This is a genomic window from Brevundimonas sp. GW821-FHT10E09 (genome assembly GCF_058809375.1).
Window position 1 is genome coordinate 39,109 of sequence record NZ_JBXASO010000018.1, and the last position, 18,649, is coordinate 57,757.

At 66.5% G+C, this 18,649-nt stretch carries 18 protein-coding genes; 5 read left to right on the forward strand and 13 right to left on the reverse strand.

The window, feature by feature from the left end; translation table 11 throughout:
- Positions 1-18 precede the first annotated feature (18 nt).
- The gene (locus AC1RSI_RS15050; protein WP_447941556.1) at positions 19-1,962 is read left to right on the forward strand and encodes an FTR1 family protein; all 1,944 of its coding nucleotides are present in this window, start codon (positions 19-21) and stop codon (positions 1,960-1,962) included.
- A gap of 158 nt (positions 1,963-2,120) precedes the next feature.
- On the opposite strand, the gene AC1RSI_RS15055 is transcribed toward AC1RSI_RS15050, so the two are convergent.
- Entirely contained in the window at positions 2,121-3,029 is a 909-nt protein-coding gene (locus tag AC1RSI_RS15055) for a cation diffusion facilitator family transporter (protein ID WP_291754404.1), read from the reverse strand.
- 200 nt (positions 3,030-3,229) lie between these two features.
- A complete protein-coding gene (locus AC1RSI_RS15060) occupies positions 3,230-3,772 on the reverse strand; it encodes a hypothetical protein (RefSeq protein WP_447941557.1) in 543 nt (180 codons plus the stop codon).
- Between the two features lie 123 nt (positions 3,773-3,895).
- Here AC1RSI_RS15060 and AC1RSI_RS15065 point away from each other — a divergent pair, with 123 nt between their 5' ends.
- Entirely contained in the window at positions 3,896-5,734 is a 1,839-nt protein-coding gene (locus AC1RSI_RS15065) for a heavy metal translocating P-type ATPase (protein WP_447941558.1), read from the forward strand.
- Positions 5,731-6,540, forward strand: a complete 810-nt coding sequence (locus tag AC1RSI_RS15070) for a universal stress protein (protein ID WP_447941559.1) — start codon at positions 5,731-5,733, stop codon at positions 6,538-6,540. Before AC1RSI_RS15065 ends, AC1RSI_RS15070 begins: the two co-directional genes overlap by 4 nt.
- A gap of 90 nt (positions 6,541-6,630) precedes the next feature.
- Here the strand turns inward: AC1RSI_RS15070 and AC1RSI_RS15075 are convergent, their stop codons facing one another.
- From AC1RSI_RS15075 to AC1RSI_RS15110, 8 genes are all read right to left on the reverse strand, one after another.
- Positions 6,631-6,990: a hypothetical protein gene (locus tag AC1RSI_RS15075; protein ID WP_291751837.1), complete on the reverse strand. Its 360-nt coding sequence runs from the start codon at positions 6,988-6,990 to the stop codon at positions 6,631-6,633.
- A gap of 50 nt (positions 6,991-7,040) precedes the next feature.
- Positions 7,041-7,616 (reverse strand): methyltransferase family protein, encoded by a 576-nt coding sequence (locus tag AC1RSI_RS15080; RefSeq protein ID WP_291751841.1) that lies wholly within the window; start codon positions 7,614-7,616, stop codon positions 7,041-7,043.
- A gap of 137 nt (positions 7,617-7,753) precedes the next feature.
- Positions 7,754-10,975, reverse strand: a complete 3,222-nt coding sequence (locus AC1RSI_RS15085) for an efflux RND transporter permease subunit (RefSeq protein WP_447941561.1) — start codon at positions 10,973-10,975, stop codon at positions 7,754-7,756.
- A 12-nt stretch (positions 10,976-10,987) separates the two neighbouring features.
- Complete coding sequence (locus tag AC1RSI_RS15090) at positions 10,988-12,169, reverse strand: efflux RND transporter periplasmic adaptor subunit (RefSeq protein ID WP_291751882.1); 1,182 nt, start codon at positions 12,167-12,169, stop codon at positions 10,988-10,990.
- A complete protein-coding gene (locus tag AC1RSI_RS15095; RefSeq protein WP_447941562.1) occupies positions 12,166-13,419 on the reverse strand; it encodes a TolC family protein in 1,254 nt (417 codons plus the stop codon). The genes AC1RSI_RS15090 and AC1RSI_RS15095 overlap by 4 nt, the downstream gene beginning before the upstream one ends.
- Positions 13,420-13,472: 53 nt before the next feature.
- Positions 13,473-13,829 carry a hypothetical protein gene (locus AC1RSI_RS15100; RefSeq protein WP_291751876.1) on the reverse strand — a complete coding sequence of 119 codons (357 nt, stop codon included), beginning with the start codon at positions 13,827-13,829 and terminating at the stop codon, positions 13,473-13,475.
- Complete coding sequence (locus AC1RSI_RS15105) at positions 13,822-13,968, reverse strand: hypothetical protein (RefSeq protein WP_291751873.1); 147 nt, start codon at positions 13,966-13,968, stop codon at positions 13,822-13,824. The genes AC1RSI_RS15100 and AC1RSI_RS15105 overlap by 8 nt, the downstream gene beginning before the upstream one ends.
- Positions 13,965-16,106, reverse strand: a complete 2,142-nt coding sequence (locus tag AC1RSI_RS15110; RefSeq protein ID WP_492322700.1) for a heavy metal translocating P-type ATPase — start codon at positions 16,104-16,106, stop codon at positions 13,965-13,967. Before AC1RSI_RS15110 ends, AC1RSI_RS15105 begins: the two co-directional genes overlap by 4 nt.
- 74 nt (positions 16,107-16,180) lie before the next feature.
- Here AC1RSI_RS15110 and AC1RSI_RS15115 point away from each other — a divergent pair, with 74 nt between their 5' ends.
- Complete coding sequence (locus AC1RSI_RS15115) at positions 16,181-16,603, forward strand: MerR family transcriptional regulator (RefSeq protein WP_003165015.1); 423 nt, start codon at positions 16,181-16,183, stop codon at positions 16,601-16,603.
- Between the two features lie 234 nt (positions 16,604-16,837).
- On the opposite strand, the gene AC1RSI_RS15120 is transcribed toward AC1RSI_RS15115, so the two are convergent.
- Positions 16,838-17,056: a GDCCVxC domain-containing (seleno)protein gene (locus tag AC1RSI_RS15120; protein WP_178825352.1), complete on the reverse strand. Its 219-nt coding sequence runs from the start codon at positions 17,054-17,056 to the stop codon at positions 16,838-16,840.
- Positions 17,053-17,439 (reverse strand): MFS transporter permease, encoded by a 387-nt coding sequence (locus tag AC1RSI_RS15125; RefSeq protein WP_291751850.1) that lies wholly within the window; start codon positions 17,437-17,439, stop codon positions 17,053-17,055. The genes AC1RSI_RS15120 and AC1RSI_RS15125 overlap by 4 nt, the downstream gene beginning before the upstream one ends.
- A gap of 61 nt (positions 17,440-17,500) precedes the next feature.
- Between AC1RSI_RS15125 and AC1RSI_RS15130 the strand changes: the two genes are divergently transcribed.
- Positions 17,501-17,905: a MerR family transcriptional regulator gene (locus tag AC1RSI_RS15130; protein WP_291751848.1), complete on the forward strand. Its 405-nt coding sequence runs from the start codon at positions 17,501-17,503 to the stop codon at positions 17,903-17,905.
- Positions 17,906-18,007: 102 nt separating this feature from the next.
- Here AC1RSI_RS15130 and AC1RSI_RS15135 read toward each other — a convergent pair.
- Positions 18,008-18,649: tyrosine-type recombinase/integrase (locus AC1RSI_RS15135; protein WP_492322701.1), on the reverse strand; the 642-nt coding region annotated here is incomplete at its 5' end.

Below are 18,649 nucleotides of genomic sequence, written 5' to 3' on the forward strand. Positions count from 1 at the left end.
ATCACAATTGGATTTCTCATGCGCTCTCTGTTCCGCCTGTTCGCCATGCTGTTCACGCTGGGACTGGTCGTCCCGGCCTTCGCTCAGGCCCCGTCCGCCTCCCAGGCCCAGGTCGCTTGGCGATTGCTCGACTATGTGGCGGTTGACTATGCCGGCGCTGTGTCGAACGGTCAGGTGACCAATCCGGCCGAATACGGCGAGATGGTCGAGTTCAGCGGCCAGATCCTGACCCGCTTGGAAGCCCTGCCGTCAACCCCGGCCAAGGCCGATCTGGTTCGTGACGCCGCCGCCCTGCAAACCGCCATCCGCGGCAAGAGCGATCCGGGCGCCGTCGGTCGCCAGGCCAAGGCTCTGGCGGGGGCGGTTCTGGCGGCCTATCCGAGCCCGCTGGCGCCGTCGTTCCCGCCCGACTTGGCCAAGGGCGCAGCGCTCTACGACGCCCAATGCGCGGTCTGCCACGGCGCCGACGGACGCGCCGACGGCGAGGGCGCGCAGGGACTCGATCCGGCTCCGATCGCGTTCGCGGACGTGGAGCGCGCCCGTCAGCGCAGCGTCTTCGGCCTGTACCAGGTCATCGATCAGGGTCTCGACGGTACAGCGATGGCCAGCTTCTCGCATCTGCCGGGCGAGGACCGTTGGGCGCTGGCCTTCTATGTCGGCCGTTTCGCCTTCACTGACGCCGAAGCCGCCGAAGGCCGGCGTATTTGGGAGAGCGATCCTTCCGTCCGCGCCGCCTTCCCGGATTTGACGGCCGTCACCCAGGCGACGCCGGCAGAGTTGGCGTCGCGGATCGGCGAGACCAGGGCGCGGGCGGTGACAGCCTATCTGCGTCGCCATCCGGAGGCGACCGTTCGCCCGGCGGGCTCGACGCTGACCTTGGCTCGAACACGCCTGGCGGAGAGCGAGGCGGCCTATCGCCAAGGCGACCGCAAGGGCGCGACGGACCTGGCGTTGTCGGCTTATCTCGACGGCTTCGAGCCCGTGGAGCCGGCGCTCGGCGCCCGTGACAGGGCCCTCATGCGGCGCGTCGAGACGGCCATGACCGAACTACGCGCTTCGATCAGCAAGGGCGCGCCGGCTGAAGAGGTCGCGAGCCGTATCGCGCGTCTGAACGCCCTGATCGACACGGCAGAACGCGCCCTCGCGCCCCATGAGGCGGACAATGCCGCCAGCTTTGCGGGGGCCTTCACCATCCTGCTCCGTGAGGGCCTGGAGGCCCTGCTCATCGTGGTCGCAATGATCGCCTTCCTCAGGAAGGCTGATCGGCCGGACGTGCTTCGCTATGTCCATGGCGGATGGGTAGCGGCGCTGGCTGCCGGCGGCGCCACCTGGGCGGCCGCGACCTTCATCATCTCGATCAGCGGCGCCAGCCGCGAACTCACTGAAGGGTTCGGATCGCTCCTTGCGGCGGTTGTTCTCGTTTCCGTCGGCATCTGGATGCATGGCAAGTCGCACGCCGACGCCTGGCAGACCTATATCCGCGACAAGCTCTCCAAGGCGCTCTCGAAACGATCAGCCTGGTTCCTCTTCCTGTTGGCGTTCGTCGTCGTCTATCGGGAGGTCTTCGAGACGATCCTGTTCTACGCTGCGATCTGGAGCCAGGGCGGTCACGTCGGCATGTTGAGCGGAGCGCTCGCGGCGGTCGCGGTTCTGGCGGTGGTGGCCTGGGCGCTCCTAGCCTATAGCAAACGCCTACCGATCAGTCGTTTCTTCTCCCTGAGCTCGATCCTCATGGCCGCCCTGTCGGTCGTGCTGGTCGGAAAGGGCGTGGCGGCGCTTCAGGAAGCGGGTTGGCTCGACGTCCACCCGATCACCTGGGCGCCGCGCATCGAGATTCTGGGCCTCTACCCGACCGTCGAAGGCGTGGGGGTCCAACTCCTGACGCTCGTCGTGCTGGGAATCGGGTTTGCGCGCACCTCAGGCAAGAAGTCGCAGGACCCAGCCAAACGGGTCACTCCCTGAGGGCGGCGGATCAGGAAGGCCGGGCGCCTCACTGTGAAACGACATAGGCCAGTCGCTTCACGGCAGGGTCGCGTCCACGCAACGCATCCATGACCGAAAGGACCGCTCAAGTCTCCAGCGGCTCGAGCAGGCCTTCAAGGACGGGCCCGGACCCAATGTCATCGATGGGCGACGGGCCCGTGACCGGCTCCAGCCCCGTTGCCGGAAGGTCCTGCTTCGATCTGAACTGTGGCGTGGTCGATGCCGTGGACGTCGTTCATCTCCACCAGAACAGCGCGGCGAACCTGTTCAGCGACCTGGCCTTCGGCAAGGACCAGATGGACCGAGCCGTTCACATCATCGCTGCTGACGCCCCACAGGTGCAGATCATGGACTTCCGCTACCCCCGGGACGGCGGCGATCGTCGCACGCACGCTTTCAAGAGACAGGCCCTTTGGTACGCCTTCGAGGAGGATATGGGTGGTGTTCTTCAAGAGCATCCATGTCCGCGGCAACACCCAGAGGCCGATGCCGATCGCGACAACGGGATCGACCCAGAGCCAGCCCGTCAGCATGATGAGAACAGCCCCGCCGATCACCCCGACAGAGCCCAGCATGTCAGCCCAAACCTCCAGATAGGCTCCTTTCACGTTCAGACTGGCGTTCGCCCCCGAGGCCAGAAGCCGCATCGACACGAGGTTCACGGCCAGGCCCAGGGAGGCGACGACAAGCATCCCAACGGAGCCGACCGGTTCAGGCGCAAACAGGCGCAGAACACCTTCATAGAGGACGTAGCCCGCCACCACGAACAGCAGGACGGCGTTGAAGGCGGCGGCGAGGATTTCGAACCGGCGATAGCCGAAGGTTCGAACGGCGTCGGCGGGACGCTCTCCGATCTTGATCGCCGCCAACGCGATCGCCAGCGCAGCGACATCAGTGAACATGTGCGCCGCGTCCGACAGCAGGGCCAGGCTCTTGAATACGACCGCCCCTACGACCTCGGCGATCAGGAAGGCCGACGTCAGGGCGAGCGCCCATAACAGGCGCTTGCTGCTTGCGCCGGCGCCATGAGAATGACCTTGGGCCATGAGGATCTTCCTGGAAGGGGCGCCGTCGATGTCCGGCCCGATAGATCATTGGTGAACACGCATCGCGTCGCAACGGTCATGATCGATCTTGACGCCGACCAAGGGCCTGATCCCGGCGCGGCCGCACGCGTTATGCTTCACGAGGCCGTAGAAGCCGCGACCATGCGTTGACGGGGCCGACCGCAAGGGTGTGATCTGGATCAACGCAAAAGGGCGCCTCGCTGGGCAAGGGATCGAGAATGACAGAGAAGCTCCGCCTCGATATTCCACTGCTGCTTCCGGAGGTTCCCGACGCCGCCGACGCCTGCGTCTCCCGCTTGCTTTCGGAAATTCGCGGACGACAGGGGGTCGATGAAGCCCACGTGGTCGCGGCGAGCGAAGCGGCGCCCGCACAACTTTGCATCCACTATGATCCCGCCCTCCTGTCGATGGCCCGTATTCGCGAATTTGCCGCGGCGGCGGGAGCTGACATCTCCCAACGATACGGACACGCCGTCTGGCGGATCGACAGTCGACATGAACGCCAGGCGCGAACTATCGGCGCACGCCTTCGGGCCGTCCCCGGGGTCCTCGAAGCTGAAGCCGGCGCTGGAGGAACTGTTCGCGTCGAGTTCGACCGCACAGTCACAGGTGAACCCGCTCTGCTCGCGGAACTGGACCGAGCCATCGGACGTAAACCAGCGCGCCGCGCGGGGGACCTGGTCGAACGCGATCACGGCCACGGAGCGGGCCAGCCGAAACATGGAGCGGAACCTGCCCATGCCCATGGCGGGGCCGCGGAGCTGATCTTCGCCCTTGTCTGCGGCGCATTGTTGATTGTCGGGTTCGCCATCGAAAAACTGTTCCCCCTCCCCTCTTGGGTTCCCTTGGCCGCCTATCTGGGCGCCTATGTTTTCGGCGGCGTATTCACCCTTAGGGAGGCGATCGAAAACCTGCGGCTGAAGCGGTTCGAGATCGACACCCTGATGCTGGTGGCGGCCGCCGGAGCCGCAGCCTTGGGCGCCTGGGCCGAAGGCGCCTTGTTGTTGTTCCTCTTCAGCCTCGGCCATGCGCTGGAGCACTACGCCATGGGGCGAGCCAGGCACGCTATCGAGGCGTTGGCGGATCTCGCCCCACGCACCGCCCTGGTTCGAAAGGACGGTGCCCTGCTCGAGACGCCTGTCGATGAGTTGGCCATCGGCGACGTCGTGGTCGTGAAGCCCGATGCACGCCTCCCCGCCGACGGCTTCGTCATCAAGGGCGTCAGCAGCATCAACCAGGCTCCGGTCACCGGTGAGAGCATGCCGGCGGACAAACGCCCGGTCGATGACGAAGCCGAAGCCCGCCGCAACCCTGATGCGGTGGACGCCGCCCATCGGGTCTTCGCCGGCTCCATCAACGGCAGCGGGGCCATCGAGATCGAAGTGACGCGGCGCTCGACGGACAGCGCGCTCGCCAAGGTCGTGCGGATGGTCAGCGAAGCTGAAACCCAGAAGTCGCCGACCCAACGCTTCACCGAGAGGTTCGAACGCATCTTCGTGCCTTCGGTGCTGGCCCTCGCGACCCTTCTCCTGTTCGCCGGGGTGGTGGTGGACGAACCTTTCCGGGACAGCTTCTACCGCGCGATGGCGGTCCTGGTGGCCGCAAGCCCTTGTGCGCTGGCGATCGCCACGCCCAGCGCGGTGCTTTCGGGTGTGGCGAGGGCGGCCCGCGGCGGCGTCCTGGTCAAGGGCGGCGGGCCGCTCGAAAACCTGGGGTCGCTTTCGGCCATCGCCTTCGACAAGACCGGCACCCTGACCGAGGGGCGCCCCCGCATCACTGATGTCGTCCCCGCACCCGACGTGACGGAAGCAGCCTTGCTGACGGTGGCGGTCGCTGTCGAGAGCCTGAGCGATCATCCCCTGGCCCGGGCCATCACGCGCGACGGTCGTGAGCGGCTCGGCGAGATCGTTTTGCCTCTGGCTTCCGACCTCGACAGTTTGACGGGTCGCGGCGTCGCGGCCCAGCTGGACGGCCAGACCATCCTGATCGGCAAGGCCGAACTGTTCGGCGCCGAGGGCGTAGCCCCCCTCTCTCGTCCGATGCAGGAAGCGATCGCGGCCCTGCGGGACAATGGCAGGACCACCATGGTCGTTCGGCAGGGGGACCGGGACCTTGGCGCCATCGGCCTGATGGACACGCCGCGCGAGGCCGCCAGGATCGCGCTCGCGCAGCTCCGAAAATTGGGCATTCGTCGCATGATCATGATCTCGGGCGACCATCAGAAAGTCGCCGACGCGGTGGCGCGCGAGGTCGGGCTCGACGAGGCCTGGGGCGATCTGATGCCCGAAGACAAGGTCGAGGCGATCCACAGACTCCGTGCTGAAGCCAAGGTCGCCATGGTCGGCGACGGCGTCAATGACGCGCCGGCCATGGCCAACGCCACCGTGGGCATAGCCATGGGCGCCGCGGGTTCGGACGTAGCGCTCGAGACCGCTGACGTCGCCCTGATGGCCGACGACCTGGCCCATCTCCCCTTTGCAGTGGGTCTCAGTCGTAGAACCCGGTCGATCATCCTGCAGAACGTCTTCGTCAGCCTGGGGGTCGTGGCGGTGCTCGTCCCGGCGACGATATTCGGCCTGGGCATCGGCCCCGCCGTCGCCATGCATGAGGGATCCACCCTTTTGGTCGTGTTCAACGCCCTGCGATTGCTGGCATACAGGGACAGGACGGGAGAACTGCCATGACTTTCCGCGACATCATCGTCGATGCGACGCCGAGGGACGATCTCGTCCAGTTCCTGGAATATGCTCGCGATCTGGCCGCGGGGTTCGACGCCCGCCTGAAAGCGGTCTGCTTCGCCTGGCCCCGCACGTCGGCGCTCAGGACGGCTCTGGCGAGCAACCCCCTCTCGGTCCTCGAAGACACCCGTAACATGGACGCCGCGCTCGCTGCCGCCCAGGACGCCTTTCTTCAGGTCTTCGGCTCCGGCTCGAAAACCGCCGAATGGATTTCCGGCGTGGCGGAGCCCGCCTCTCTGTTGCGCCATCACCTGCTCACTGCGGATATGCTCGTCACTTCGTCGGCGCCGCCGGTCGATTGCGTGCTTCCCAACGCAGGGGAGCTCGCCATCCACGGCGGCGGCCCCGTCCTGCGTTTCGGACAGGCGGCCAAAAGCCGCGGATTTTCCAATGCGGTCATCGGCTGGAAAGACGCGCCCCAGGCGAGACGCGCCTTGCATGACGCTCTGCCGCTGCTCCAGCGCGCTCAGGTCGTGACCGTGGTCGGGGCCGGGGACGAGGTCGACCCGAGCTCGCTTGGAGACGTCGCGGCACATCTGAAGCGGCACGATGTGACGGCCGCCGTCAACCATATCCCGGCGACAGCAGGCTCCACGGGCGCCGCAGACCTTCTCGCCGAAGCTCGCCGTCTCGGCGCCGACCTGATCGTCACCGGGGCCTTCGGTCGCGGCCCGTTGGCCCAACGTGTGTGGGGCGGCATGACGAGCGGTCTTCAGAACGACGCCGAACTGTCGTGGCTGATGTCGCACTAGGACCGTTGCGCCGGGCGCTCCGTTCAAGCAAGCGCACCGACTTTCGCCGTCGCCAAAAAGACCGGTCCGGCCGGCGCGCGCCGCGCTGCTTCAGTTCATAGACATTGTGGAACGACCGATATGACCGAGCCGCACCTCGTCTCTCGAGACATATAGCGCTGCAGTTCCTCCAACCAGGACGAGGAACAGCATGGCGAGGCATATCAACATATGGCGATCACGTTTTCCGATCACGGCGTAGATGGCGCCGAGCCCGACAAGAGCCGCTGGAAAGCCGAGGTGCAGCGGCAGGCGATAGAGGCCGAGCCAGACGAACGACAACAAGAATCCGCCCATCCCCGCTCCCGTCACGGCCAGCAGAAGAAGGGCGATACCGACCGCCGGATGAACGCGCCGCTCCACGCTTCGCCGAACGATCGGCCGACGGGCCTTACGCCGACGCTTGGGCATCAGAAATCCTCCTCGTCCGCATCGCCATTTCAGTCATCTCCAGTCGTCCGTCAGGGCAGTTGAAACAGGGGGGTGATCCCGCCGGCGCGTTGCAGCAGCTCCAGGGACTCGAACACCGGCACGGCGAGTAGAAAGACCAGACCGTCCCGGACCGTTCGCAAGAAGAAAACGGGTCGGATGGAAAGCACGTCGTCGTCCCGCCATAGCGACAAATTCGGCATGAAACGCGGGGTCCTGGCGACGTAGGCCTGATAGGGGGCGCCGAAGGTTTGAACCAGAAAGGCTTCCTCGCGGCCGACCACGACACGGAAGACCACATAGGCCGCCGCAGCGAAAACGACGGCTACGACAAGGCTGCCTGTTTGAGCGCCCACTCCGAATGCGCCGAGAAAGCTGAACACGTAGAGCGGATTGCGGCTGATGGAATAGGGACCGACGTCGACGATCTCTTGCTTCTTGCGACCGCCTATGTAGAGCGAGCACCAGGCGCGCCCCAGAATGCACGCAAGGATGCAGACGAGACCGAGGTGTTCGACGGGGTGCTCCAGGACAGGGACGGCCCGAACCGCGGCCGTCCACGCCAACATGACCGCGAGTCCTGCGGCGAGGATGTATTTGCGCCACAACTGGACGCGTTGGATATCGACCATTGTGAGACTTTCACATGAGAGCCGGCGTCGGCTCTTAAAAGGGGCCGCAAGCTTCGGGACGAGAACCGTGGGCGGCGGTCATCGCCGCCCACGGTCCGCCCGTGCGAGGGTGTTCAGTCCTCGATCCCCTCCGATTTGCGATGCTTGACCGCCTTGGCGGCAAAGGTCGGCAGGACCAGAAGCGTCAGGGCCGTGGCCGTCAGAAGGCCGCCGATGACGACGGTCGCCAGGGGCTTCTGAACCTCCGCGCCCGCCCCATGCGCCAGCGCCATTGGAATGAAGCCGACAATGGCCACCATTGCGGTGGTCAGCACCGCCCGGAGACGACTGGACGCGCCTTCGATAGCCGCCGCCACAGGCTCAAGACCGGCCTGGAGCCGCTCCCGGATCGCCTGCATCAGCACCAGTCCATTCAGGGTCGCTACGCCGGACACGGCGATGAAGCCGACCGCCGCCGACACCGAGAAGGGCATACCCCTGAGCAGCAGCGCCAGCGCGCCCCCGACCAGGGCCAGCGGCACACAGGCGAAGACGAGCCCCGCCTCCGCGAACGAGCCCAGCGCCATGAACAGCAGGACGCCGATCAGGACGAAGACGATGGGGATGACCAGGCCCAGGCGCTGCTCGGCCCGTTTCAGGTTTTCGAACTGCCCGCCCCAGTCGAGACGGTAGCCGACTGGCAGAGCCAACTCCGCCACCGCCGCCTGGGCGTCGGTCACGAATCCACCCAGATCACGACCGCGCACATTGGCCTGGACCACCATGCGCCGGCTGCCGTTCTCACGGCTGATCTGGTTTGGCCCTTCCGCCGTCTCGATGCGGGCGACCGAAGACAGAGGAACAATCACCCCCGTGCCCGAGACGATCGGCAGGGCGGCGAGCGTCGCCGGATCATTGCGTGCCTCGTCCGGCAAACGCACGACCACGTCGAAGCGGCGATCGCCCTCGAAGATCCGCCCCGCCTCGGCGCCGCCGACGGCGGCCGAGACCGCCTCCGAGACGTCGGCCGCGGACAGGCCGTAGTTGGCCGCCGCGAAGCGATCCACGCTGATGGTCAGGGTCGGCAGGCCGGAGGCCTGCTCTACCCGCACATCGGCTGATCCGGGCGTGGCCCGCAGCTTGGCGGCCACCGCTTCGGCTGTCTTCTGCAGGGTATCGAAATCGTCGCCATAGACCATGACGGCGAGGTCGGTCCGCACGCCTGAGATCAGTTCATTGAAGCGCAGTTCAATCGGCTGGCTGAACTCAAAGCTGTTGCCGATCTGCTGGCTGGCGACATCTTCAATGCGTGCGATCAGGTCTTCCTTGGGCAGTTTCGGATTGGGCCAGTCCTTGCGGTCCTTCAGGATGATGACCGCGTCAGAAATATTGGCCGGCATCGGATCGACCGCTGCCTCCGCCGTCCCGGTGCGCGAGAAAATAGTCTCGACCTCCGGCTGGGCATTGACGATGCGTTCCAGGGCCATCTGCATGGCCAGGGACTGCTCCAGGGAGGCGGAAGGCACACGCAGAGCCTGCATGGCGATGTCGCCCTCGTCCAGGGTGGGAATGAACTCCCGCCCCAGGCTCATGAAGGAGACCGAACCCACGCCAAGCATGGCCAGCGCAGCGATGAGGACCACCTTCGGACGTGCGACCGCCGCGCTAATGGCCGGCTGGATCCACCGGCGGGCGAACCGCAGGATGAAGGTCTCATGCTCCTCGGACTTGCCGTCCGGTCCGAGATGAACCGTCTTGGGATCGCGCACCAACAGGGCCGTCATCGCCGGCACGAAGGTGAAGGAGAAGATGAAGGCGCCGACCAGGGCCAGCATCACCGTCGCTCCCATCGGCACGAAGGTCTTGCCCTCGACGCCTTCCAGCATCAGCAGCGGCGTGAAGACCAGCAGGATGATGAGCTGGCCGAAGGCCGCCGGCTTGACCATCTGGCGGGCTGACTGCACCGCCACGCCGAGGCGTTCATGCCGCGTCAGCATACGCCCCAGCTCACCCCGCCTCTGGGTCAGCATCAACAGGGTGTTTTCGATCACCACCACGCCGCCATCGACCATCAGGCCGAAGTCGAGCGCGCCCAGGCTCATCAGGTTTCCGCTGATGCCGAACCGGTTCATGCCGATGACCGCGAACAGGAAGGACAGCGGGATCATCAGGGCCGTGATCGCCGCCGCCCGGAAGTTTCCGAGCAGCAGGAACAGGACGACGATGACGAACAGGGCGCCCTCGATCAGGTTGCGCGCCACCGTGGAGATGGTCGAGTTGACCAGTTCGCTTCGGTTCAGAACCGGCTCGGCGACCACGCTTGGCGGCAGGGAGGCGCCGACCTGCTCCAACCGCTCGGCGGCGGCCTGAGCCACCGTCCGGCTGTTTTCGCCAGCCAGCATCAGGGCGGTGCCCAGGACGGCTTCGTGGCCGTCGCGGCTGGCCCCGCCCAGACGCGGCGCCTGGCCGATCTCGACCTTGGCGACATCGGCGACACGAACCACCAGACCGCCGCGATTGACCACCGGCGCCTGGGCCAGATCCTCAATCGTCGTCGCCAGGGCGTCAGTGCGGACCACCAGAGCCTCGCCCGCGCGCTGGACATAGCCGGCGCCCGCCTGGGTGTTGGCGCGATCCAGCGCCTGCACCAGATCGGTCATGCCCAGACCGTAACGGGTCAGGGCTGCGGCGTCGGGTCGGACGGCGTATTCCTTCACATAGCCGCCGTTGACATCGACCCCGGCCAGGCCGGGAGCGGTGCGCATCTGCGGGGCGATGATCCAGTCCTGGACCGTGCGCAGATAGGTGGCGCGCTGCTGCGGCGTGGTCAGCCGCTCGCCCTCCGGCGTCAGATAGGCGCCGTCGGCCTGCCAGCCGGGCTTGCCGGTGGCGACCGTGGTCTTGGGGGTGAAGGGAATATAGTCGACCGTCCACATCAGCACCTCGCCCAGGCCGGTCGTTATGGCCGACAGATTGGGCTCTACGCCTTCGGGCAGTTTGTCCGACGCCTGCCGCATCCGCTCGGCCACCTGCTGGCGGGCGAAATAGATGTCTGTCTGGTCGGTGAAGACGACGGTGATCTGGCTGAAGCCGTTTCGAGACAGCGAGCGAGTGCTCTGCAGTCCCGGAATGCCGGCCATGGCCGTCTCGAGTGGATAGGTGACCTGCCTTTCGATCTGTTCGGGCGCCAGGGCGGGCGCCACGGTGGTGATCTGAACTTGTCGGTTGGTGATGTCGGGTACGGCGTCGATCGGCAGCTTGGTCAGTTCGAACAAGCCGAAGGCGGCGACGAGGGCCACGGCCAGGACGACGAACCAGCGAAAGCGAACGGACGCCTCGATGAGGGCTTTAAACATGATCCGTCGCTCCTAGTGGCCGTGCTCGGCTTCGCCCTTGGCGAGCTCCGCCTTGAGCAGGAAGGCCTTGGCGCCGGCGATACGTTCGTCGCCGGCGAGGCCGCGCAGGATTTCGGTCCGGCCGCCGGCCTGACGGCCGACCATGACCGGGACGGCCCGGAAGCCGCCCTCGACCTGGACAAAGACGACGGTCCCCCCCTCCACCGTCTGGACGGCCTCGGTAGGAACGGTCACGCCGTCGGCTTCTCCGCCCGTCACCAGGGCGCCGCTGACGGGCGATCCTGCGGGCGGCAGGGCGCCGCCGGACGGTCGAGCGCGAATGAGCGTCGCGCCGCTCTCGCCGGCTCCGCCCACGGCTACGCCCGTCACGACGGCGTCGAATTCACCGGTCGGCCCTTGCACCCGCAACGACGAACCCGCCCGAACCTGGGCGGCCAGCGCAGGCGGCGCATTGAACACCAGTTCCACACGGGCAGGATTGGTGACCTCGGCGATCACGCCGCCTTGGGGCGCGAATCCGCCCGGACCGACCTGAACCGACGTCACCACGCCCGAAATCGGGCTGGAGACGCTGATGCGACCCGATGCATTGGGGCCCCCTGCCGCCGACGCCCGGGCGCGAGCGGCTCGCGCGGCGGCGTCTGCGCTGAGCGATTGAGCGCGCGAGGTTTCAACCTCCTGACGCGCCACCACCCCTTGCGACGAAAGACTGTCGTTCCTTTGATAGGCGCGCCGCGCTGCATCAGCAGCTGCCGCGGCGGCATCGGCGTCGGCGCGGAAGGTGGCGGCTTCACCGCTGACCAGCACCGCCAGGGCCTGGCCGGCTCGCACTGACTGGCCCGGCGCGACCAGGACGCGCTCGACCCGGCCGCCGACGGATGCCGCCACGGCGGCGCGGGCGTCGATCATCGGCTCAACGCGTCCGGCAAGTCGGGTCTCCCCGCCTCCGCCGCGTCCGACCGCCATGACGGTAATGCCCGCCGCGTCGATCTGCGCCGGCGTCAGGGTGATGACGCCTTCTTTGGCTTCGCCGGCGGCCTCGCCGTCGTCGCCGGCTTCAGCGGATGCCTGAACCGGGGTCGAGGGCGCTGAATCGTCGCGGGTCATAAGGAAGGCCGCGCCGCCGATGACGATGACCGCCGCGGCGGCCCCGGCCATCAGCCAGGTTTTTCTGGTCTTGATCTGGGTCTTCACAGGGCGGCTCCAAACGGGATGCGGCTTTGCAGGCGCGCGAGGTCGATTTCCGCCCGGACCCGCGCGAGGCGGGCGTCCACAGCGGCGTTGCGGGCGGAGATCAGGGCGGCGCGGGAGGCGCGTAGTTCGAGCTGGGAGATGCGTCCGGCCTCGAAGCCCAGCCGCGAAAGGCGATAGGCCTCCTCGGCCGAGGTCACGCCGGCGTCCGTCGCACCCACACGGCTGGCGGAGGCGTTGAGGCGAGCCTGGGCCGCGCTTCGGTCGGCGGCTTCATCGAGACGGGCGCCGTCGAGGCGAGCGTTTGCCGCCCGGAACTCGGCCTGCGCCGCCTGGATGTTTCCCCGGTTTCGATCGAACAACGGCAAGGGCATGCTCACGCCAAACGTCAAGGCGGTGGCGTCTTCGGCTTCATAACGGGTGATGCCGACAGAGGCGCTGACGTTCGGGCGAGCATTGATCTGCTCCACCCGGATACGCCGCTCGGCTGTGTCGCGCTCCGCTTCAGCCAAGCGCACGACCGGCGAAGTCGCTCCGGACTGATCCGGCGCCGAGGGCGCGCGATCCAGAACGCCCGGGTCGATGGAGGTGACGACCGTCGGCAACATGGCCGTCGCCGTCAACCGGGCGAAGGCGGCCTCGCGTTCGGCTCCCGCCTCATCAAGCGACGCGCGCGCTGACGCCGCCTCAGTTTCAGCCTGGATGCCCCGCAACAGGGGTTCGCGGCCCTCCTCCACGAGCAACAGGGCGGCGCGAGCGTCCGCCAGGGTGATCGTCAAGGCCTCCTTGGCCAGTTGGAAGCGGCGATCGGCCGCCTCGGCTTCGGCGTAGACCAGCGCCAGACGGCCTGCCGCGTCAACGCCGGTGAGATCGCGACGAAGAGCGGCAGTTCCGGCCTCGCCGCGCGCGACATCAACCCTGGCGCCCCTGCGCCCCCAGAGCTCGAGATCCTGGGTCAAGGCCAGACTGGTCTCGGCGTTGCTGTAGCCGTCATAAGGACCGCTCCCCAGGACGCCGTCGGCAGTCAGGCCGAGTTGGGGATTAGGACGCACGCGCGCCTGGCGGACCCGCGCCTCGGCGGCGTCGAGCAACGCGCCGGCCTCGACGTTGACGGGCGTCTGGCCGATGCGCTCAAGCAGGGTTTCATAGCTCGGCGCTGGATCTGCCCAGGCAGGAGCAGCGGCCGCTGTCGCTATCGCGACCACGGCGCAGCCGGCCGTCAGAAGCGACAGCCGACGATGTGAGGAAGACATGGTTCATTTCCCAGATTTCTGACGGATGAGCGCACGAGGGCGCGGCATTGGCGTCAGCTTCTGGGAGGGCGATCCGGGCCGGCAGGCGTCCGGGACGCCATCTGGTTGGTCGTCGGCGCTTTTGGGCCGTCGGCTTTCTTGAGGCTGGCCGGAACAGGTATCGACGCCTGCTGCATGCCCGTTGAGCCGTGGTGACAATGACCATGGGCGCAACCGCTATGGTTCTGGTCGCCGCCCTTGGCTTTACCGTGGTCCTGGTCTGGCGGGCTCGAAAGCGATGAAGCCGCAACAGCAGCCCGCGCTTCTGGCGCACAGGCTGCAGCGTCAGCGGCCGGCAGGAAACCGAACACGACGATGACGAGCGCGAAAAGCGCCGCCGTCATGAAGGTTCTGTTCGACCATTCAAACATGGCGCGTTCCCGCCAAGGTTTCAGCGCCCGACAACGCCGCCATGATCGCAAGCTTGACGAAAACACCGCCTATCGGAGACCGCACGCCCGGCCCGGCTTCAAAGCCCGACCTAGATGGCGCCAGGGCGTGCCAGCTCATGTCGGCCTCCACCGCAAAAGGCGCATGGCGTTTGCCGTCACCAGCACGGTCGCCCCGGTGTCGGCGAGGATCGCCGGCCATAGGCCTGTGACGCCGATCACCGTCGTGACCAGGAAGACCGCTTTCAAGCCCAGGGCGATGGTGATGTTCTGGCGGATGTTGCCCATCACCCCCCGCGACAGGTCGATCATGTCGGGAACGTCCTGGACGCGGCCATGAAGCACCGCCGCATCAGCCGTCTCCAGGGCCACGTCGGCGCCGCCCCCCATGGCGATGCCGATGTCGGCGGCGGCGAGCGCCGGCGCATCATTGATGCCGTCGCCGACCTTGGCGACGACAAGGCCTTCGGACTGCAGTTCCTTGACGATTCTCTGCTTGTCCTGCGGCAGAAGCTCAGCCCGCACTTCGACGCCGAGACCGTTCGCGACCGCTTCCGCTGTGCGCCGGTTGTCTCCTGTCAGCATAATCGCACGAATCTTCATGGCCTCGAGCCGGGCCAGGCCCGCCGTAGCGTCCGGCCGCGCCTCGTCCCGCATCGCCAGGAAGCCCGCCGATTGGCCGTCGATCACGACCACGGAAACGGTTTTGCCCTCGGCGTTGAAGCCCGCGATCGCCGCATCCTGAGACGCCGAAAGCCCGACCCGCCGAGCGACGGCCTGTGGCGACCCCAGGAAAACCTGAGCGCCGCTCACGGTCCCTTCGACGCCCTCCCCCGGGATCGCCCGGGCTGACGACGCCGACGGGATGGATACGCCGTCAGCCTTCGCACGGTTGAGAATGGCCAGGGCCAGCGGGTGGCTCGATCCGGTTTCGAGAGCCGCCGCCATTGAAAGCACCTCCCCCTCGGTTCGCGCGCCCGCCACGATGTCGGTCACGATCGGCTTGCCCGACGTCAGCGTCCCGGTCTTGTCAAAGGCGACGGCGGTGATCTTGCCCAGGGTTTCGAGCACGGCTCCGCCCTTCATCAACAGGCCTCGCCGCGCGCCGGCGGACAGACCAGCCGCTATGGCTGCCGGCGTCGAGATCACGAGGGCGCAGGGACAGCCGATCAGAAGGACCGCCAGCCCTTTGTAGATCCACTCGCTCCACGCACCGCCGAACATGAGTGGCGGAACGGTCGCGACCAGGGCGCCGAAGACAAGAACCACGGGCGTGTAGATTGTCGAGAAGCGGTCGATGAAACGTTCAGTCGGCGATTTCGATTCCTGCGCCTCCTCCACCAGGCGCACGACCCGCGCTATGGTGTTGTCAGCGGCGGCGGCTGTGACCCGGACCCGCAGGACGCCGCCCACATTGATGGTCCCGGCGAAGACAGGGTCGCCCGCCATTTTCCGCTTGGGGACGCTCTCTCCCGTCACCGGGGCTTCGTCGATCTCGCCCTCGCCTTCAACGACGTCGCCGTCGGCCGGCACACGGTCGCCGGGCCTCACAAGGATGACGGCGCCGAGCGCAAGGCTTTCAGCCGGTACTTCGCTGACCTGGCCATCGATCTCGACCAGGGCGGTCTTGGGCACCAGGTCGGTCAAACCCTGGATGCTCTTGCGGGCCCGCCCCGCAGCGACGCCCTCCAGCATTTCACCAACCAGAAACAGAAGGACGACGGCTGCGGCCTCTTCTGCAGCGCCGATGAAGACGGCTCCGACCGCCGCAATCGTCATCAGCATCTCGATCGAGAACGGCGTCCCGTACCGTGCAGCGGTGATCGCACGCCAGCCAACTGGGGCAAGGCCTACCGCCAGGGCGACCAGGAAGGCTCCACGCTCCATCGCCGGGAACAGGGCGCCGAAAATGTAGGCCGCGACCAGGGCGACGCCGCAAGCCGCTGTAAGCTTGGCCTTGCGGGTCCACCACCATGGACCGCTGGCCGCCCGGTGGTCGTCACCGGGAGGGGCCATCGTCGAACCCGCCGAAGGCTGCAGCGGCGCGAGGACCTCGACGCCGTAGCCCAGGTTGCGAACCTGACGAAGCACGCCCTCCCCCGCAAAATCGGCGCCGTGCTGAACCTTCAGAACACCCGAGGAGACCGCCACAGCGACATCTGTGACGCCTGGCAGCTTCCGCACCGCAGCGTCGACCTTGGAGCCGCAGCTTGCGCAATCCATACCGGTCACGCGATATCGGCTTTCCAGGTTTTCCATTGTGGCGAGGGGCTCCTTGTTACGAATGCCCGGCGACGCTACTTCCTCTAGCGACTAGAGGAGCAAGCGTTAAAATGAGCCAGGGCGTGACAATCGGCCAGGCGTCCAAGGCGAGCGGGATCAAGGCGCCGACGATCCGCTACTATGAGCAGATTCAGCTCCTGCCGTCGCCGCCTCGCTCGGAGGGGAACCGGCGCCTCTACGATGCAGACGATCTGAGACGCCTGCGGTTCATTCGACACGCGCGCGAACTCGGCTTCGAGATCGAACCGATCCGCGAACTTTTGGCGCTGGCTGGAGACCCGAGTCGACCCTGTCAATCGGCCGACAGCATCGCCCGCTCCCATCTTGCCGATATCGACCACAAGATCGCGCGCCTCACCGCCTTGCGGGCCGAGGTCGCCCGCATGACGCACTGCATTCAAGAATCGGCTGAAAAATGCCGAGTGATTGAAGTTCTAGGTGACCATAGCGGCTGCTTGCACGACAGACACTAGGCTCTGCTTGCTACCGTCCGAGGCAACCGCCTTGACCCGTGCCCATGCCAGTCAAATGGCGGCCCGATATTCCGAGTGAAAGGCGTCGGGCGTGCCGATCGATGCGGCCAACGACCTGTCCGCCATCGCCATCAGGTCGGCCTAGCGCCGGCGGCCATCTTACGATGGACGAAAGATCGACGCCCCGCGTTCACCTGGCCTGGCGACGCGGGGCTTCGGTCAGATGCAATATTCCTAGCCGCAGCAGCCCTTGCCATCCTCCTGGATCGGCGGACAGGGCACATCGGCGTAGGAACAGAAGACGCAGCAATCGCCGGGCAAGGGCTTCAGCTTCACGCCGCAGCCGAGGCAGTCGTAGAACCAGATGCAGGCGTCGGTGGGCATGGTTTCAGTCGCGACATGACCGCAATGCGGACAGGTCAGCGTGGACTGGAGCAGGACGGGCGCCTTCATTTGACGGCCGCCAGTTGGGGCAGGAGCCAGGGCTCGACATAGGGCTCCCAGGCGAGAGAAAGCACGATCAGCAGCGTGGCGACGACAAGCAGCCAGAAGGCCAGCGGTGAAGGTCGTCCGCAGGCCGTATCGCGTCGGCACATCCGAGAGCGGCGCCAGTGCAGCAGCCACCCGACGGCCAGAACCGCGGCGGCGATCGGGGTCAGCCAATGGCGCGCCCCGGCGAACACGGCGACGCCCGCGAAAGATACGCCCGCGATCGATAGCACCAGCGGCAGGACGCAGCAGGCCGCCCATGCAAGAAGGGAAGCGAACCCGCCGACCGCCGCTGAGGCGCTGACGGCGACTTCGGGAATGCGGGCGCGGTTTGGGTCGGTCGCCATGGGCTATCCTGTCTGACTTCTGATACAGCCTACAACCCGTAGCCACTACGGGATCAAGAGCGTGTCCAGACAGGATTTGACCATCGGGCGCCTGGCGCTCAGCGCCGGGGTGAACCTGGAGACCGTGCGCTACTATGAACGTATCGGGCTGATGCCTGCGCCGGCCCGAACCCAGGGCGGACATCGCTGCTACGAGCCTGAACACGCCCAGCGACTGAGATTCATCCGCCGATCGCGCGAACTCGGGTTCGGCATAGACGCCATTCGTCGGCTGATCGCTCTATGCGAGCCGACGGCCCAATCCTGCAGCGAAGTGCGCGACATGGCTCAGGACCACCTTGTCAGCATCGAAGCGAAGATCGCCGACCTGCAACGCCTTCAAGCCTTGTTGAAACAGACGGTCTCCGACTGCGGCGACGGAAGACGAGTCCGGTGTCCGGTCATCGAAGAGCTCGGCTCAAGCTAGATGCCCCCCTCATTCAGCGGCTAGGCAGTTCCGAGGCGACTGCGATTGATATCCGCCCGGAACAGCAACAAGAACAGACAGGCGCGAATGCTAACCACAGGGCTAACCTAGGCAGAACTCCGCCCAGTCCTCCATCAGCCGAAATCGCTTCGCCATCATGTCTCCACGACGATAGGCCGCCTCAACCTTGCTGCTCACAGTGTGCGCCAACGCCATCTCGGCGGCTTCTTGAGGATGCGCGGTCTTCTCCGACACCCAATCCCTGAACGTCGACCGGAAGCCGTGCGGCACGGCTTCGACCTTCATGCGGCGAAGCACGGAAGCAAGAGTCATGTTCGAGAGCGCCTCGCCATCGATATTGGCGAAGACCAGATCAGTGTCCGGATTCCGCCGCGTCGCAGCGAGAAGCGCGAGCGCGCCTGACGAAAGCGGCACACGATGCGGCCGCCCCGCCTTCATCCGCTCACCCGGCACGACCCACAGGGCGGCCGGAAGATCGATCTCGGACCATCTGGCGCCCCGCACCTCGCCCGAGCGCGCTGCGGTGAGAATGGTGAACTCAAGCGCCCGCGCGCCTGTCCCTTTTTCGTCAGCAAGCCTGGCCATGAAGGCAGGCATTTGGTCGATGCCCAAGGCCTTGTGGTGAACAACCTTCGCGACCCTGGAGGGTGTGGATCGGCGTGGAAAAGGGACCCCGTTAGCGGTGTGATCGGCGTCGAATAAGGACCCCTCATTCCTGAGGTC

Excerpts from the sequence above, each read along its gene's own strand:
- AC1RSI_RS15050 (WP_447941556.1), top strand. The coding sequence starts at position 19 with ATGCGCTCTCTGTTCCGCCTGTTCGCCATGCTGTTCACGCTGGGACTG.
- AC1RSI_RS15055 (WP_291754404.1), bottom strand. The coding sequence starts at position 3,029 with ATGGCCCAAGGTCATTCTCATGGCGCCGGCGCAAGCAGCAAGCGCCTG.
- AC1RSI_RS15060 (WP_447941557.1), bottom strand. The coding sequence starts at position 3,772 with ATGTTTCGGCTGGCCCGCTCCGTGGCCGTGATCGCGTTCGACCAGGTC.
- AC1RSI_RS15070 (WP_447941559.1), top strand. The coding sequence starts at position 5,731 with ATGACTTTCCGCGACATCATCGTCGATGCGACGCCGAGGGACGATCTC.
- AC1RSI_RS15075 (WP_291751837.1), bottom strand. The coding sequence starts at position 6,990 with ATGCCCAAGCGTCGGCGTAAGGCCCGTCGGCCGATCGTTCGGCGAAGC.
- AC1RSI_RS15085 (WP_447941561.1), bottom strand. The coding sequence starts at position 10,975 with ATGTTTAAAGCCCTCATCGAGGCGTCCGTTCGCTTTCGCTGGTTCGTC.
- AC1RSI_RS15095 (WP_447941562.1), bottom strand. The coding sequence starts at position 13,419 with ATGTCTTCCTCACATCGTCGGCTGTCGCTTCTGACGGCCGGCTGCGCC.
- AC1RSI_RS15100 (WP_291751876.1), bottom strand. The coding sequence starts at position 13,829 with ATGTTTGAATGGTCGAACAGAACCTTCATGACGGCGGCGCTTTTCGCG.
- AC1RSI_RS15105 (WP_291751873.1), bottom strand. The coding sequence starts at position 13,968 with ATGAGCTGGCACGCCCTGGCGCCATCTAGGTCGGGCTTTGAAGCCGGG.
- AC1RSI_RS15110 (WP_492322700.1), bottom strand. The coding sequence starts at position 16,106 with ATGGAAAACCTGGAAAGCCGATATCGCGTGACCGGTATGGATTGCGCA.
- AC1RSI_RS15115 (WP_003165015.1), top strand. The coding sequence starts at position 16,181 with ATGAGCCAGGGCGTGACAATCGGCCAGGCGTCCAAGGCGAGCGGGATC.
- AC1RSI_RS15120 (WP_178825352.1), bottom strand. The coding sequence starts at position 17,056 with ATGAAGGCGCCCGTCCTGCTCCAGTCCACGCTGACCTGTCCGCATTGC.
- AC1RSI_RS15125 (WP_291751850.1), bottom strand. The coding sequence starts at position 17,439 with ATGGCGACCGACCCAAACCGCGCCCGCATTCCCGAAGTCGCCGTCAGC.